At 74.9% G+C, this 17,507-nt stretch carries 2 protein-coding genes; both read right to left on the bottom strand.

Translation table 11 applies throughout. From position 1 onward, the window contains the following. Positions 1-129: 129 nt before the first annotated feature. The gene (locus AB0N04_RS25345) at positions 130-1,674 is read right to left on the bottom strand and encodes a hypothetical protein (RefSeq protein WP_360216887.1); all 1,545 of its coding nucleotides are present in this window, start codon (positions 1,672-1,674) and stop codon (positions 130-132) included. A 138-nt stretch (positions 1,675-1,812) separates the two neighbouring features. Continuing rightward, positions 1,813-17,469: a hypothetical protein gene (locus tag AB0N04_RS25350; RefSeq protein ID WP_363365322.1), complete on the bottom strand. Its 15,657-nt coding sequence runs from the start codon at positions 17,467-17,469 to the stop codon at positions 1,813-1,815. Positions 17,470-17,507: the final 38 nt, after the last annotated feature.

The following is a 17,507-nucleotide window of genomic DNA, read 5'->3' on the forward strand; positions in this document are numbered from 1 at the left end:
CGGGGGCCGTGGTGCGGGCCGGGCCGGGTGGCGTCGTGCCGTCGGGCGGGCCGGGTGGGCGGTGCAGGCAGGGCGGGCGGTGCAGGCAGGGCGGGCGGGGCGGGCCGTCCGGGCGGGGCGGGCCGGGGGTCAGCCCGTGCAGGACGCCCGGACCGCGGACGCGGCGTGGTGGGCGTACGTCTTCGTGGAACCCGACCAGTCCAGGCCCCGGGTGTGCAGCATCACGGCGATCTTGCCGCCGCTGAGCGGGAACGTCCCCACCGAGACCCACTGGCCCCGGCTGGAGACCTGGTTGACGGTGAACGAGTCGATCGTCCCGGTGCCGGGCGCCGACTTGTTCTGCACGGAGTAGTACGTCGGGGCGCCGCCGACCGCCTTCACGTCCCCGCTGCCGGGCACGTAGACCGACAGCTTGCAGCTGCCCGTGGTGACCGGCGCGGTGTTGAACGTCCAGACCACCGAGTTGCCGTCGTCCTTGGCGTCGCCCGACATCGGCACCGAGTAGTAGGACCCGTTGCAGCCGTCGCCCGAGTAGCCGCCGGAGTTGGTGCGCCACCCCGACTGCCCGTTGTCGTACCAGCCGTACGACTGCGTGGTGGTGCTGCCGCCGCACGACGGTCCGGCCACGGCCGCGTAGGTCGGCGGCGGGGGCGGCGCCGGCTGGGCGGGCTTGGCCGCGGGCGGGGCGGGGGCCGGCGGGGCGGGCTGCGGGGCCGCGGGCGGCTGCTGCGCGGCCGGCGGCTGCTGGGGCGCCTGGCCCTGCTGCGGCTGGCTCTGCGGTGCCCCGGCGCCGCCACCGCCCTGCCCGGCCGGGGCGCCACCGGAGGTGCGGGCTGCGTCCGGCTTGCCGGTCGTCGCCGCCGGTGCGGGGCCCCCTGCGGCCACCCGGCCGGCGAACGGCACGGACTGCCCGCCACCGGCGCCCTGGTCCACCGGGGCACCGCCGGCGGCGGCCGCACCACCGGCCGCCGCCGCAGCGCCGTCACCGGGCGGCGGGCCCGCGGCGTCGACCGGCTGACCGGCCGCCACGGGCTGCTCGGCCGGCACGTTCCCGTGCGCGTCGGCACCCGGGACGAACCCGTTGCCGCCGTCCTGCTGCGTGTACCCGGCGGGCGGCGGGCCCTCCGCGCCGGACGGCCCCGGGTCCTCCCCGCCGAACTTCGCGATGCCGAGCGGCACACCGACCAGCACCAGACCCGCGATCACCGCGGCGGCCACCATCGGCCGGGAGATCCGGCGGGGGCCGCCGCTCTCCTCCTCCTCGCCCGGCGCCTCGCCGGGGACGGCGCTCACCCCGGCGGGCGCGCTGGCGGCGGTGGCGGCCGCCGCGGCGGGGGACGTCGTAGCGGGGGACGTCGTAGCGGGGGACGTCGCGGTGGCGGGGGTGGTGGCGGCTCGGGTCGGGGACGCCGTGGCAGCCGGCGCCGGGTCCGGGTCGGGCAGTGCGGGAGCCGCGCCGGAGGCGGGAGCGGCCTTCGCCTCGTTCGCGTTCACCCCGGCCTCGGGCGCCTCCTCGGCGACCGCCCCGACCGCCACCGCGGCAGCGCCCGCCGCGGAGACCGCCTGACGGGACGCCAGTTCCTCGGGCACGACCCACGCCACGGCGGGCAGCTGGATCCCGGCGCCCTCCGACCCCTCGGTCCGGCTCGCCCGGCCGCTCCGGTCCTTGCCCACCCTGGCCCCCTGGCCCTCGACGACGATCCTCGGCAGGGACCCGCCGCCGGCCCGGACCCGGTCGGGTCGGCCGGAACGACGCGTCCACCCGACTCGACGGCCGGAGCGCACCGGGAGGTTCAGCACCCGGCGAACTCGTCAGACGACCGGCGGCTCCCCGCCGCCACCGGTCCCGCCCCGGCCACGCCCACCCCGGCCACCGCCCCGGGGCGCGCCCCGGCCACCACGGCCACCGCCGCGCGGAACGTCGCCACCGGTCGGGGGCCGGACGGGCGTCGGGGTCGGCACCGGTGCCGGGGACGGCTGACCGGTGGGTGTGTCGTCGGCAGCGGTGTTCTCCGCTGCGGGCTCCTCCGTCGTGGTGTCCCCGGCCGTGTTCTCCTCGCGCTGTTCCCCGGTGTCCTGTTCCCCGGTGTCCTGACCCTCGCTGTCCGTGCCCTCCGCGTCCGACTCCTCGCTGACCTCCCCCGGCTCGGAGTCCGACAGGTACGGCTCGTCGTGCTGCCCCAGTGGCGGCGTGTAGCCCTCCGGAGCAGTGATCCTCCCGTCCGTACCGAACAGCAGGGACTGCTGCTTGCCCTTCACCTGCACCGAGGTCCCGGTGATCTTCGCCGTCAGTGCCGCCCGCGCCTGCTCGTGCTTCATGAGGCACTCCGGCGCGGCCCAGTTGCCGAAGATCTTCCCGTGCGTGCCGCCCGTCACGACGACGAAGCCCAGATCCTTGGCGATGTACTCGTTGAAGACGGCGTGGGCCCAGTGGCAGGCCATGCAGTCGCGTTTGCGGCCGCCGATCGGCCAGGGCTTCAGCCTCGGCTCCTCCGCACGCTGCTTGCCCTTGTCCCGGGCCCGTGACGTGCCGCTGCTGCTCCCGGCGGCCGGGTCGTCCTCGTGGGTGGAGCTCTCGTCGCCGGACTCCCCGGCCGTCTCCTCGGTCTCCTCCCCGGGCTCCTGCTCCGACTCGGCCTCCCGCTCCGCGGTCTCCTCCGCCTCCTTCGTCTTGCGCTCCTCCTCCGCCTTCCTCGCGGCTTCGAACTCCTTCCGCATCTGCTCCTGCACCACGTTCAGGAGGTCCATCTCTCCGTGCACGCAGCCGGCTTCGGCGCGTTCGTTGGGCCTCCAGTTGATGCGGCTCGGGTCGATCAGCGCCCTGCGCACCGCGTCCAGACCCGCGGCGTCGTCGACGTCGTCGCCCTTGCGCCGGTACCGACCGTCCCTGATCGCGCGGAGCTTCCCCAGGTCGTGGTTCATGGCCGGGTTCGGAACGTCGTCCAGACTCGACAGACGGTTCCTCGCACTGTCCTGCTTCTCCTTGGACATACCGGAGTTGCCCGCGACGTGGACCACCCCGTCGATGACGGTCAGGGCGATGTGCGGCGTTCCGGTCACCTTGAACGACAGGCCGACACCGAACCGGTCCGCGCCCATCATGACGCGGGACATCCGGTCCAGGGCCCGGCCGAAGGCGCCGCGCAGCGAGTCCGTCTCCTCCCCGAGCCGGGCGTCCAGGCTGGGCGGGCGCAGCTCCAGCGGGAACGCGGTGTGACCCGCCGTACCCGGCGTGCCCTTGACGACGTAGGCCACGCCGTCCCGGTCCTCCACCCGGGCCATGTGGTCCTGGTTCGTCAGCGGACGGCTCCCGCCACGTGCCACGGTCCCCCCGCCCCGGCCGCCGCGACCGCGACCGCGCGTCGACGGCGCCGACGCGGGGTGGCCGGTGTTGCCGGTGCCGACGTCGGCCCCGCGGCCACGGCCGCGACCGGCGCCGGACCCGCCTCGGCCGCCGCGCGTCGTCTCGGTCGGTGCCGGCGGACCCGCGTCGTTCCCGCGATGTCCCCGGCCCCGGCCCCGGCCCCGCTCCTGGCTTTGGCCCTGCTCCTGGCTTTGGCCCTGGCCCTGCGGACGTCCGCCCCGGGAGGCCGGGTGCGCCGAGGCGCCCACGACCGGGTTGAGCGCCTGCTGCACCAGATCGGCCATCGACGCCGAGTGGTCCGGCGCCTCCGGGGCCGCGTCCGGATCGTCCCCGAGCGGCTGCTCCTCCGGATGCCCCACGCCCTCCACACCGTGCACGAACTCGCGGAAGCCGCGCAGCATCGCGTCGTCCGCGGAGGTCTCGCGGACCGGGTTCGCCGGTACCGGGCGGCCACTGTCCGGGCGCTCCCCGTAGAGCCGTTCCAGGACCGGCAGGAGGGTGGGCAGGTGGTCGCGCACCCACCCGGCACCGTTGTTGCGCGGCCGGTCGGTGTCCGGGTCGTGGCCGTGGTTGGTGCCGAGGTAGGTGTTGGTCAGCTGGGCGAAGAACTCGTGCTCGTCCGTCGACGAGTAGTTGCCGACCAGGTGCCCGCCCAGGTCGTGCACCGGCCCGTCGGGCCAGGCCGCCGTCGACTCGGTGTCGAACAGCCCGCTCAGGGTGTCGGCCATGTGATTGTCGAGGAAGACCTCCCGTATGCGTTCGCGCTCCTCGTCGGTGAGGGCGAACGCGTGGAGGGCGTGGGCGAACTCGTGGGTGGCGGTGGAGTAGCCGTCCTCGAAGCCCGCCGCCTCGCCGACCGAGGTGTCCTCGCCGAGCAGGTTCTCCGCGGTCACGGCGACGTACCGGCCCTCGGTCGCGCCCCGCACGTCGTGCCAGCGGCGGAACGCTCCCGCCGCGCCCCCGGCGGCACTGCCGGCCAGATGGCGGAAGCCGTCGACCTCGGTGACCGGGACGTCGTTCGGCACGACCACCACCCGCACCCCTCGCCTCAGCAGGTCCGCGGCGACGTCGGGGTTGCCCAGCATCCGCTCCAACTGGGCGTGCGCGGCCTGCCGGGCGGCCACCGGCCGGTGCACCCCCGGGTCCACGTCCACCAGCAGGCGGGCGGCGACCACCGCGAACTCCTCCGGCAGCAGGCGCTCCCGGAGGGTCCCGACGAAGTCGGGGTCGGCCGCGAGCTCGCGACGTGCCCCGGGCGCGAGCGAGTCCAGCGTCAGCAGACGCTCCTGCGGACCCAGCACCAGGAAGGCCTCCGCCGGCGGAGTCTCCTGAACCTGCGTCGGCGGAACCGGCTCGGGCTCGGGCACGGGAAGCGGCTCGGGCTCGGGAAGCGGCTCGGGCTCGGGAAGCGGCTCGGGCTCGGGCGAGGCGTCGGGGCGGGGCACCACCGGCAGAGGTTCGGTGACGGCCTCCTTGTCCCGCTCGTCCTGCTTCGCCTGCTCCTGCCGGCGCGCCAGCTCCGCGAGCCTGGCCGACTCGGCCTGCTGCCTGGCCAGTTCCTCCCGCTCAGCCTGCTCCGCCTGCTGCCGGGCCAACTCCGCCAACCTGGCGAGCTCAGCCTTCTCGGCCAATTCCGCCTGCTGACGCGCCAACTCCTCCCGTTCAGCCTGCTCCGCCTGCTGCCGGGCCAACTCCGCCGACCTCGCCGCCTCGGCCTCTTCGGCCGCCCGCTGCGCCGCCGCGAGCTCCGTTGCGCTGCCCCCGGCACTGCCCCCGGTCCGGTCGCCCGGTGGCTCCGGCGGGCTCGGGACGCGGCCGAGGGTCTCGGCGATCCGTCCTGCGAGGTCGTTCGCCGACGCGTCCGGGACGGGCGGTCCGGTCTCCTCCTCCTGGTCGGGCGGCAGGTCGTAGGGGTCGGACGGCCGGCGGCCGGTGAGCCAGTTGTCCGGGGTGAAGTAGGTGTCGTCGGGGCCGGTGTGCTGCCGGGTGACCGACCGCTTCGGGACGGCGACCAGCACCGGGACGTCGCCGACGACGGTGTGCGGCCGCCACGACCAGGGTCCGGTGCGGTGCTGGAAGGAGAAGGTGAACTTGGCGTACCCCTCGAAGCGCACCAGCGGCTCGGGGAACTTGGAGTTCGTCACGGACCTCTCGGCGACGGTGCGTTCGCCTCCGGTGCGGCGCCCCGCGCCGCCGCCGAAGGTGATGCCGCCCATGATCTTGCCCTTGACCTTGGAGAACTCCAGACCGAACTGGCCCATGAGCTGGGTCATCCGGGAGGCCAGCGCGCGTTCGGTGAACCGGGTCGACACCTCGGCGGACTGGGAGATCTCCGACTTCGGCTCCTCGCGGCCCCGGCCGAGTGCGACCAGCTCCGCCCGCGCGGTCACGCTCACCGTGTCGACGAAGCCCAGCCGGACGGTGCGGACCAGCGTCCCGCCCGCCGTCAGGTCGGGCAGGACGTCGATGAGGGTCCCGCGGTCGAAGGCGCGCCGGAGCCGGCGTGCGTCCGCCGAGTCCGGGTCCAGCCGGAACAGGTTCCGGCCGAGGGTGCCGAGCAGGTTCCGCAGCGAGCCGACGTCGGGGAGGTCCACGAGCAGGTCCTCGGCGCCGAGCCCGCTCCACACCTCCCGGGGCGGCACGAGGTGGGTGGTCGTCGGGACGGCCCCGCGCGGCGCCCGCAGCGATTCCTCGCCGGTGTCGGGGGCCCGGTGGCGCGCCTGCGCCGGCGTCCCGACCACCTGGGTGTCGGAGGTCTCCAGCAGCACGTCGAAGCCGAACTCGACGGTGGTGGTGACCGCCCGGCGCGCACGCCCGGACCGTCGGTCCGCATCCGGCACCGGCCGTGGCGTCGGCGCGGAGCGGGCCGCGTCGCGGATCCGCTGGTTCTGCCGGTCCAGCTCCTCGACGAAAGGCCGGGGCAGGGGCGCGCCCGCGGGCAGGCCGGCGGCCGGGCGGAGCGCGCGCTGGCGCTGCTGTTCGGCGCGGGCCGCCGGCGGGAGGGTGCCGCGGACGGGCCGGGGCCTGCCCCTGCGGCGCAGCTCCACCTGGAGCACGCCGGTGCCCGTGAAGACGCTGCCGGGGACCTTGGTCTTGGTGGCGGTGCCGGTCCGTCCGGCGCCGTCGTGCTCGGTGATCCGTTCCTGGCCCCGGACGTGGCTCAGCGTGCCGCCGAGGACGAGGGAGACGGGCAGCGCGCCCACCGGGTCCGTGGTGACCACCAACCGCCCGGCGACTCCGTCGTCCGTGGCCGTGTTGTGGCCGGTCCGGCCGTCGGGGCCGCCCTGGGCGACGCCACCGGCGCCGCCGGCGGCGAACTCGGTCTCCGTCGTGTCCGCCGTGTGCCGGATCTCCCGCACACCGGCCCAGCGCAGGACCACCGTGCCGCCGGGCACCTTGACGAAGTGCTCCTGGCCGGCCATCAGCGCGCGCATCCTGGACTGCACGGCGCCGGCCCGGAGGAGGGGTTCCAGCGTGCTCCGCACCCGTTCCCAGCCGGCGCCGTAGACGCTCCGGCCCGGCCGGTCGAGCTGGTCCAGCAGCGACGGGCGGTGTCCCGACCCGGGCTGCGGAGGCACAGGCACGGGCTGCGGCGCCGGCTGCCGAGACACCGGCCCGGGCTGCGGCGCCGGTCCGCGGTCCGGCTGCGGGGTGGGCCGGTCGTGCCCGGAGGGGAGGGCCCGGGGCTCCGGTGCCCAGACCCGCAGCAGCACGTCGGAGCCGCCGAGCACCCCGGAGTCGACGATCCGCCGGGGCACCGAGCGGTGTTCGGCGGGCGCCGGGGCCAGCCCCGTCTTCGGGTCGACGGGCAGTTCGCGGACGGGGAAGACCACGTCGATCCCGGTGACGGCGGTCGTCGGACCGGAGGCGTCGGCGAGCCGCTGCCGGACGGCCCGGCCGACCAGCACGGACGGCCGGTTCGACGTCACCACGACGGACAGCTCGACGGTCACGTCCCCCGTGAACCGGGCCGCCCGCTCGACGGTCTTCTCCTTCTCGGAACGGCTGGTCACCGTGTCGCGGGTGGTGCCCACCGTCCCGTGGGCGGCGGAGGTCTGGCTCAGCGTCACCGCCACGTGCGGGAACGTGCCGTCGACCGCCGCCGTCGCGGTGGCTCCGCCGCGCGTGTCGCGCAGGGTGCCGGTGGAGGAGACGGTCTCGCCGCCGCGCTCGAACTCGCACTTCTCGATCAGGCCCCGGTACTCCCGCATGGTCGCCGCGGCGCGCAGGAGCCGGACCTCGGCGGTGTAGCCCCGGTGCGAGACGGTCACCGTCCACCCGGCGCCGGTGGTGAGGGCCGCCAGCCGGGGGCGCAGCGAGGTCTCGTCGAGGTGGGGGGCGAGCGCGGCCTCGACCCAGGCCCAGTGCCGGCCGAAGACCGGCCGGAGCCGGGCGCCCACGGCGTCCAGGACGGCCCGGACGTCGTGCAGTCCGAGGACGGGGTCGGAGGCGCCGAGCTCCCCGGTCCGGGTGACCCGGTCCGGGGGTTGCACGGCGAGCGGCTCGACCGGGCGGGGCGGCACGGCGGGAGGGCGGACGTCGGCCTGCTGGTCGCCGGAGGGCTGGTGCTCGCCCGGCGACGGGTGGTCGCCGGGGGCCTGCTGCCCGCCGGCCTCCTCGCCCTGCCCGGTGGGCGGGACGTCGGGGCGGGTGAAGACCAGGCGGGACGGGCCGCCGTCCGCCGCGGTCGGGTGCGGCGTCGTCAGGGACCTGGGGAGCGCCAGCAGGGCCCGGACGACGGCCCGTTCGGACGCGGTCGGTGCGCCGGCACCGTCGTGCGCGACCCTGACGTCGACCTCGACGTCGGCCAGGTAGACGACCATCGGCTCGGCGAACTTGGCGTTGGCGGAGCCGCCGGCGCTGTCCGCGGCCCGGTCGCCGCGGCGCGAGCGCGCGGCGTAGCCGCCTCCGCCGGTGGCCGCGACGGTGGTGTCGGCCGCAGGGAACCGGGGGCCGCCCTGGAGCCGGCCGGCCGCCGAGCGGAAGGTGTTGCGCCGGTCCCCGCTGCCGGCCGTCCACTCGTTCACGATGTTCAGCTCGGCCTCGTCGAACGCCCGGACGTAGGCCAGCCGCCGGACCTCGGCGCCGGCGAGCACCAGGGCGTCCGGCTGCCCGGCCCGCACCAGCAGCGGCGAACGCAGGTCGATGCCGTGGCTCATCCCCGGGAGCAGTGCCGCGAGCCGTTCGCGGCGGAAGGCCCCGCGCACGGCCGGGCCGAGCGCCGTCCAGCCCTCGGCACCGAAGGTGCGCCGGCCCAGGCCCTCCAGGACGTCCGTCAACCCGGGGAGCGCGTCAGGACCGTCCTGGGGGCCGGACGGGAGGACGTCGAGCACGACGGCGCCCGTCGGCAGCCCGGTGCGGCCGTGGGCCGGGTCGGGGCCCCACACCTGGGGCGCGGGCATCCGGGCGGTGGTGCCGGGTGGCAGCACGGGCGCCCGGAGCGGCCCGGGCTCGTCGTCGGTGCGGAACGTCCGCCCCGCTTCGCCGGCCTCGCACTCCGCGGCCTGGAAGAGCACCTGGAACCCCAGGTCCGCCCTCGCCCGGTCGGGGCCGACGGCGCCGGTCCGGTCCCGGTGGGCGAGCGAGAGCCGGACGACGCCGTCGAAGATCGCGCCCGGGACCTTGGCCTTGAGCGCCGCACCCGTCCGCTGCGCGTTCTGCCCGACGGTGTTCCGGTCGCTGCCGCGCTGCCCGGTCAGCACGCCGCTGCCCGTGCCGCTGACGGGATCGTCCTTCCCGGTTCCGGAGACCTTGGCCGAGAACCCGAGCCCCAGGGTCACGGCCCTGGTGCTGGAGGAGGTGACGGCACCCGTCGCGTCGGCACCGGTGTTGAACTCGCTCGGGTCGGTGTTGCGCAGGTGCACCAGCTCCAGGACCGTCGCCGAGACCAGGACGCTGCCCCGGCCCTCCGCCAGCGGGACCTCCAGCGGCTCCCCCGCGGTCATCGCCCTGAGCTGCGCCTGCAGACTGGGCAGGTCGAGCTGCGCGAGGAGCTCGGCCCGCACCGCGGGCCAGTCGTCGCCGAACCGCCGCCGACCGAAGGCCTCCAGCCCGGTGTCCGCGTCCGCGGGCCCGAACAGGGCGGTGTGCCCGTCGGCGCGGTCGCCGCGCCCGTACCGGGTGCGGACGTCCTTGACCACGTCCATCCCGCCCAGCGTCGCCGTGCGGAGCACCCGGGCCGGCGGGGCGTGGTGGGTCGTCGGCGACGGCGCGTCACCGCCGGCCTCCGCGGCCGGGGTGACGACCCGCGCCGACAGCCGCACCGACACCGGTCCCTCCTGCCCGGGCCGGGGGGCGGCCGCCACCACCGGGGTCCGCGACAGCGGGCGGGCCGGTGTGCGCACGCCCGGGACGGCGGAGAAGTCGAGGTCGAGAAGGATCTCCGCGTCGACCCACAGCACCGGCTCCGCCGTCTTGCTGCGGTGCGTCAGCCGCCCGGTCGAGGCGACCGCCGTCCCCTCGGCGCGTTCCGCGACGCGGGTCGCCGGACCGGTCACGCCGACGGCCGAGGCCGGCTTCCCGCTGACCACCAGCCCCCCGGCCCACCGGGTGCGGCTCTCGCGCAGCGCGCCCGTCCCCGCGGACGAGTCACCGCCGTCCTCGAACTCGAACTTCTCCGTCCGGTGCGCGGTGACCGCCCGCACCACCGTGGCACCGACCCGCAGCAGGCCCGGCCCACCGCCGAGGTCCAGCGGCAGCAGCAGGTCGTCGCCCCTGGTCATCCGGGACAGGTGGGGCTGCAGGGTGCGCACGTCGAGCTGCTCGGCCAGCCGCTTCCGGATCTCCTCGCGCCGGCCCGCCGACACGCCCGCCGGCAGGTGCGCGAGCACGGCCTCCACGACCCGGCCGTTCGCACCGTGGACCAGCACCACGCGGTCGCCCGCGCTGATCCATCCCTCCTCGGTCATCCGGCGGGGCGGGGCGGGCAGGGGCGGGAGCGGAGTCGGGAGCGGGGTCGGGGCCGGGACGGTGGCGGGCTGCTCCTGCGGGGGGACGGGCGGCTTGGTCGGCTCCTCCCCCTCGTGGTGCTCCTCCTCGGGGTTCTCGTCCCCCTGGAGCCGGTCCTCCTGCGGCGTGTCCGCCTCCTTCGGCGGCTCGTGCTTCGGCGGCTCGTGCTGCGACGGCTCGTGCCCGTGGCTCTCCTGGACCGGCTCGTTCGGTGGACCCGCCGGGCGGGTCACCCAGGTGAGCGCGCTGTAGTGCGCGCCGCGGATGTCGGCGGGGTTGGAGCGGTGCACGTCGACGGTCCGCGCGGCCTCGGGGTTCAGCACGAAGGACCTGCCGTGGTCGTCGTGCACCACCAGGCGCACGGCCAGGGCGTGCGCGACGACCTGCGCGATCTCGTCGTAGAAACGGCTGCTCCACAGCGACCGGTTGCGCACCGCCATGTCCACCAAGAGGCTGAGCGGCTGGTCGCGGAGGTCCGCGAGGGTCAGCCGCCGGGGATCGGTGTCACCGTCGTGCACCCACAACGTCCCTGCGAGCGCGGGAAGCTGCTCCAGCATCCGGCTCCAGGCGGCGTCCGCGTCCGCCGCGGGCGCCCCGGCGGCGAAGACCGCCCGCAGGTGCTCGACCAGGTCCTCCCGACCCACGCCGTCGAACGCCGTTCCGGCGATCGCCCGCACCTGACGCTCCGTCAGATCGTCGAGCAGGAAGTGCAGCGGGCTCTGCTCCCGGGAGTCGATGCTCTCCCGCAGCGGGGCGCCCGCCGGGCCCCGGAACCAGTGCGAGACGACCCTGCGGGCGTCCCGGGCACCGAGGTCACGGTGCTCCCAGGGGCCGAGCCGGCGGTCCGCGCCGGCCAGCACCGCGGTGAACAGGCAGTCGCCGTCGCCCGGGGTCTCCAGGACGTCGAAGGACGACCCGTCCGCCCGCGTCACCCGCCGCACCACGCGGTGGCCCGGCCCTGCCTCCGGCCCGTCCGATGACGGCTGGTCGTCCTGCAGGAACCCGCCGAGCCCTCCGACACGCCGGGAGTCCTTGGACTTCCTGGTCTTCTTGGTCGATTCCGGCTCGACGGGCGGGTGCGAGCCCCGCTCCGTGTCCGGCTCCGTCCCCGGCACGAACTTGACCCAGCGCCCGCGCGTGCCGTGTTCGTCGCTGAGGATGCCGAGCTGGGCGACACGCTGTCCGACGGCCACGTGGATGGTGGTCGTGGACGCCCAGACCACGCGGCCGGTGGCCTCGGCGAGCTCCTGCGCGACCGCCTTCCCGCTGTCGCCCAGGGCTCCCGCCTGGCACGCGAGCAGCACGATCTGCGTGTCCGGCGGCATTCGCCGGAAGCTGGGGCGCCGACGCACGACCTGGCCGAGCCCCGTGCCCGAGACGTACACCTTCTTCTTGTTCCCGTTGGCCGGCTGCCCGGACAGCGTCGGCAGTATGGCCGCCAGGTGCGTGGCGTGCGTCATGACGGTGTAGATCGGCGCCGAGACGTCCCAGGGGACGAGGCCGATGGAGCCGAGGTCCGGATCGTCCGACGCGGCCGCCAGCGTGGGATTGTCCCGGAAGTCGGAGGACAGGTACTCGAAGTGCGGACTGGTCGGATCGAAGCCGTCACGCACTGCTTCCCACTCCCGGGTGAGCGAGTCGTCCCGGAAGAAGCGGCCGCCCGACTGCCTGCCCAGCGGGAAGAGGATGGGCTGACTGTCGAGGTCGTCCTCGTCGACGATGTCCGGCTTCTTCGCGTCGACCCGGCGCCCGTTCTCCTTGGTGACGCCCTTGGTCGGGATGCTGGAACCCTCGGGCGCCTCCGGCATCGTCGGATCCGGCGGGACCTCCTTGATCCAGAAGCCCCGTTCGGCCTTCGCCCCGCCCTTGCCCTTCAGGTCGGAGCGCAGCCTTCCCCGGACCCGGATCTGGCCGTCCGTCAACGTCGTCGCCACCGAACTGGTCCACACCGTCCGTCCGGTCGCCGCGGCCAGCGCCCGCGGGAACACCAGGTCCGTGCCGAGGTCGGAGGGTCCGACCAGAACCAGCGGGGTCTCCGGGGCGAGGACGTCGCCCGGCAGGTCGGCCGCCACGGCCTTGGCGAGGTCGTCGGGGTCGAGGTCCGACAGCTTCGTGGGGATCAGCAGGAGGAAGGGCTCGTGCCCGGTGATCTCGGTCAGGCTGTAGTTCTTGTTCTTCTGCTCCTTGGCGTCCTGATCCTCCGGGTCGCTCCCGTCCTCGGCGTCCTTCGCCGGCTTCGTCGATTTCGGGGGCTTCGCAGCCTTCTCAGGCTTCGCGGGCTTCTCCGGCTTCGCGGACCTGGCCTTCTTCCCGGCCTGCACGGCGGTCGTGGCGCTCGGCAGGCTCTCCGCCGCCGCGCCCTCCGCGGTGACGTCCGGAGCCGCCACGCTCCGCTCCACCGGCTGGTACGGCCCGTCGACGGGCTTCACCGGCGAGGACCAGTGATAGACGCTGCGCACGTCATCGGCCACGGCGGGCAGCTCGTCGGGCCAGGCCCGGGCCCGCAGCAACAGGCCGACCGTGACGCCTCCGGACGTGGTCAAGGGGCGGGTCTGATAGCGCTTCTGCCGTTTGTCCGGCTCCTCCTTCGCCTCACCGGCGCCCTCGGAGAGGGGCTCGGGGAGCGTCTGCGGCGCGGCCGTCTCGCCGGACGCCGACTGCTCCCCCTGCAGCGCGGCCGGGAGCAGGACTTTCAGCAGGGCATCCCGCAAGGCGGACCCGCTCAGGGACGGATCGATCGCTCGGATCGCGTCCACGACGGCCTTCAGGTGCTCCGGCGACGGGCGCTGCCGGTCCGGCAGGCCGTGCAGGTCGTGTGCCATGCCCGCCAGCCAGCCGCCGGTCAGGTAGGCGACCCTCATCCGGTAGTGGTCGCGGGCTAGTTGCTCCAGTCGCCGGAGCGCCCTGACCCTGTCGAGGTCGCGCGTGATCGCCTCCGGGGCCACGTCCCGGTGGTAGAGGTCGTCGTGGATCTTCAAGAGTGCACCGGCGGCGAGCCGTTCCCGCGAGGAGGGCGCGGATGCCGAGGACTCCTCGCCGGGCGGCACCACGGCAGGGTCACCGGTCGTGGTGGGCTCCTCGGCCAGCTCGCGCGCGACCTCGTCCAGTGCGTCCCGGGTGACCGTGCCGCCCGCACCGTCGATGCCACGGGTGAGGATCGCCGCCGGTGAGGTGGGAGGCGTGGTCACCGCGGGCTTCTTGGCCCGTCCGGAGAAGCTCGTCGTGTCGTCGTCGTAGTCGTCGTCGTACTCGTCGTCGGTGCTGTCAAAGTCCTCGTCGTAGACGCTGTCGTCATCCTCTCCGTAGACGCTGTCGTCGTCCTCCCCCAGGAGGTGCCTCGCCACCGTCCGTCGGACTTCGGAGGCGGCGTCGGACCGATCCCGTTCGCCGCTGCCACGGGGGAAGTCCGGCATCAAGCCTCGACGGGCCAACGACTCGACGTTCACACCCAGTTCGGCGGCCAGCCGGTGCCAGGGGTCTGCCAGTCCGTCCGCCTCGTACCGGGCGAGCAGGGCGCGGGCATCGGCGAGCGAGAGGTCCCCGTGCTCGCCGGAGCTGCCGCCCGACTTGTCCCGCAGGTCAGCCAACAGCCGCTGCCAGTCGGCTTCTTCGGCAGCCTTCCGGCTCTGCCGGGCACTCTCCCGCGTCGCCCGGTGGGCAGCCTGCCGATCGGCATCGCGCTGCTCCTCGCGGGCCTGCTCGTCGGCGAGGAGACGCTTCTGCTCCTCCAGGGCCTCCGCGCGCGCCCGGGCCCTGGCCGTCGCGTCGGCCTCCCGCTGCGCCTGCCGCTCGGCCCTGCGCTGCTCCGCCTCGGCGGCCTCCCGGGCCCGCTGTGCGGCGCGTTCGCGGGCCTGCGGGTCGTTCGTCTGCTCCTCGCGTCGGCGCTCGGCGGCCTGGTGGCTCGCGCTCTGCTGACCGGACTCGGTGGCCCGCCCGTCGCGGGTGGCGTCCTTCCCCCCGAGGACGTGGCCCTGGCCGGGGAAGTCGCCGCGCGCCTTCGGGGGTGCCGCGGGCGGGCGCTCCTCCCGCGGGCCGTCACCGGGCCCGTCCGTCAACCGGTGCCCCTGACCCGGGAACCTGTCCGGGGCCGTGGGGGTGTCCGAGCCGCCGGGGTGCTCGGGCCCGGCAGGCCCGGGTACCACCTGCGTCCGGCTGCCCTCGGACTGCCGGCGGGTCTGCACACCGGATTCGGACGGAGCCGAACCCGCCTGGTCGCGGCCACCGGAGCCCTTGTTGGGCGCGACGGCACCGGAGTCGTCGCCGTCCCTCTCCTTGAGCTCGTTGAACGCGACGATCCTGGACCTGCGCGGAGGCCGCGGCTTTCCGTCGTCGCCGTCACGGCGCGGGCCCTCGGAGGGCGAATCGGCGGTCGGCTTCCGGTCCCCCTTCAACTCCGCCTGACGATCCAGGAACGCCGACACCCGCTCACCACGCGGCCCCGACGCAGACCCACCCAAACCATCCCCACGACCCGAGAACGGCACCACCGGCGGCACCTCACCACCGCCGCCACCGTCACCACGCGGGCTCTCCGACGGCGAATCCGCCGTCGGCCTCCCATCCCCCCTCAACTCCCCCTGACGATCCAGGAACGCCGACACCCGCTCACCACGCGGCCCCGACGCAGACCCACCCAAACCATCCCCACGACCCGAGAACGGCACCACCGGCGGCACCTCACCACCGCCATCACCGCCACCACGCGGGCTCTCCGACGGCGAATCGGCGGTCGGCTTCCGGTCCCCCTTCAACTCCGCCTGACGATCCAGGAACGCCGACACCCGCTCACCACGCGGCCCGTGCGACGCCCCGTCCAACCTGTGCCCCCCACCCGAGGACGGCACCACCGGATCGGCCTCCTCGGAGGCCTTGTCCGCCGTCGGGCGCCGCAAGTCCCGGAGTTCCGCCTGGCGGTCGAGGAACGCCCGCCGCAGCTGCTCCTGCAGCGATTCGGCTTTCTTGGGCTGGTCGTTCTGCGGGCCGGGGCCTTCCGGTTCGGGGCCCCTTCCGCCGTCGGGGTCGGGGTGGGTCCCGGGCGGCGGGCCGTCACCGTCGCCTTCCCCGGACGGGTGCGGCGGCTTCCGCTCGGGCCTCGGGTCAGCCTTCGGGTCCGGCTTCGGGTCAGCCTTCGGATCCGCCTTGGGTCCGTCGCCCGTCGTGGCCGTGTTCCCGGACTCCGTGGCGCGGCGGGTCGGCGGCTCCGGGACCTTCCGGTTGCCGCCGGCGCCGCCGCTTCCGCTGCCGCTCCCGTCGCCGGGCGCGTTCCCCCTGGGGTTCCCGTTCCCGCCACCGCCGCCCTCCGCGGTCGCGCGAGCGCCCTGCGAGGTCGACCCCGCGTTACCGTCCGCACCGCCGCGGGAGGAGGACTCCGTCGAGACGGACGGCTTCCCGCCCGTCTCCTTCGCGTTCTCGGGGCCGCTCTTCGCCGATCCGCCGCCCTCGGTGCGGGGCGGGGTGAGCGAGGTGGTGCTGCCGCCCTCGAGGCCGGTCCGGTGCGCGCCGCCGCCCTCGGTGGGGCCGGGGACGTGCTCACCGAGCCTGGGCACCGGGAACGGCACGGCGTGGCCCGACAGGTTGGTGGCCAGCGAGAGCAGGGTCAGGGGGTGCAGCGGGCCGAAGTACTTGCTGGCGCCCGGGGGGATGTCGGCGTGCTGGAGGCTGTCGACGAACCTGACGTACTTGGTCATCAGGGGCGAGGCCGCCGCGTGCAGCAGGTGGCGTGCGCCGCCCATCAGGAAGCCGGCGAGGAAGCTCGCACCGCTGGCGGTGAACTGGTGCTCCGGCTCGAAGATCAGGTTGTAGAAGCCCTCGCTGAGGTACTGGTTGGCGCCCATCTTGACCTGCTCGCCCAGCGCGTGGCCGAGCACGAACATCGTGTTCAGCTTGTCGACGCGCCCGGCGAGTTCGGGCAGTTTCTCGGCGAGCAGGCGCAGTTCGCCGTTGGCCACCCTGGAGTTCTCGGCGATCTCGCGCAGGGCGGTGGCGAGGGCCGCGCGGCTCTCCGGCGACTTGGCCCACTTCTCGACGAAGGCCTCGCCGAACCTGGTGCCGAGCTGCCGGGCGAGGTCCTTGCCGATGCCGTCGCCGAGGTGCTTCTCGAAGGAGGTGGCCAGGCTCTCGGTGAACCGGGCGCCGGCGTTGGCGCCGCTCTTGCCGCCGGCGGTGAAGCCCCTGCCGAGGAAGGAGGAGTTCTCCCGGAGGATCTTGTCGATGCTGGCGGCGAACCGGTTGGCGGCCTCGTCGCCGAGGGCGTGTCCGGCGCCCGCCCCGGCCTCCTTGCCGCCGACGCTGCCGAGTTCCTTGCCGCCGACGTTGCCCAGCTCCTTGCCCCCGAGGTTGCCGAGCTCCTTGCCGCCGATCTTCCCGAGGTCTCCGGCGCCGGCCTTGGCGAGGCCGCCGGCGAGGCCCTTCAGCGAGTTGCCCAGCTCCTTCTGGACGAACAGCTTGCCGATCCCCATCCCGAAGAGCTTCCCCAGGCCCATGCCGAGCAGGTGGAGCGGTCCGGCGATCACGCCGCTGATCGCGCCGAAGATCGCGGCCTGCTTGGTGAGGTCCTTGTCCCACTCGTGCCGGTTGCCCTGGGCGAACTGGACGCCCTGGATGATGCCGTCGAGCACCAGCGCGCCGAGGACACCGAAGAAGGTGTGGGTGAGGATCACCTGGAGGAGCTTCTTCAGCAGGGCGATGATGATCGCCTTCGCCGCCTGTTTGGCGCCCTCGACGGCGAGCAGCGAGGCGCCGCCGGTGAACGGGGCCCAGAAGATGGCCAGGGCGATCTCGATGACCAGTTGGACGATCTGACCGATGATCATCCACTTCGTGTACTCGACGGTGTTCGCGACCTTCCCCGCGAACTCGCCCAGCTCGTGGCAGAGCCTGCCGGCCGTGGTCAGGTAGTCGTCCTCACCCGAGCTGCCGATGAACCGGCCCATCTCGCGGGTGAAGGCGTCCGCCGCCTCACCCTCGAACTGCTGCTGGCACACCGCCACCAGCTCGGCGATGTACTCCCTGAGCTTGGGCAGGTCCTCGGACAGCGCCTGGTAGTCGTCGCGGACGTCCCGCAGCTCCCCCTCCTTGGACTCCGGCCACGGCATCCCGGTGAGGATGTGGAAGAACGACGCGACACCGGGCGAGACCTGGAGCGTGGAGTGGGCCATGGCGGGGGGAGCCTCCGGGCGTGGAGCTGCTGGTGCGG

Origin of the sequence: Kitasatospora sp. NPDC051702 (assembly GCF_040681575.1) — a bacterium.
Classification (GTDB): Bacteria; Actinomycetota; Actinomycetes; order Streptomycetales; family Streptomycetaceae; genus Kitasatospora.

What these genes read in the sequence shown, in the direction of transcription:
- AB0N04_RS25350 (WP_363365322.1), bottom strand. Translation starts at nt 17,469, where the DNA reads ATGGCCCACTCCACGCTCCAGGTCTCGCCCGGTGTCGCGTCGTTCTTC.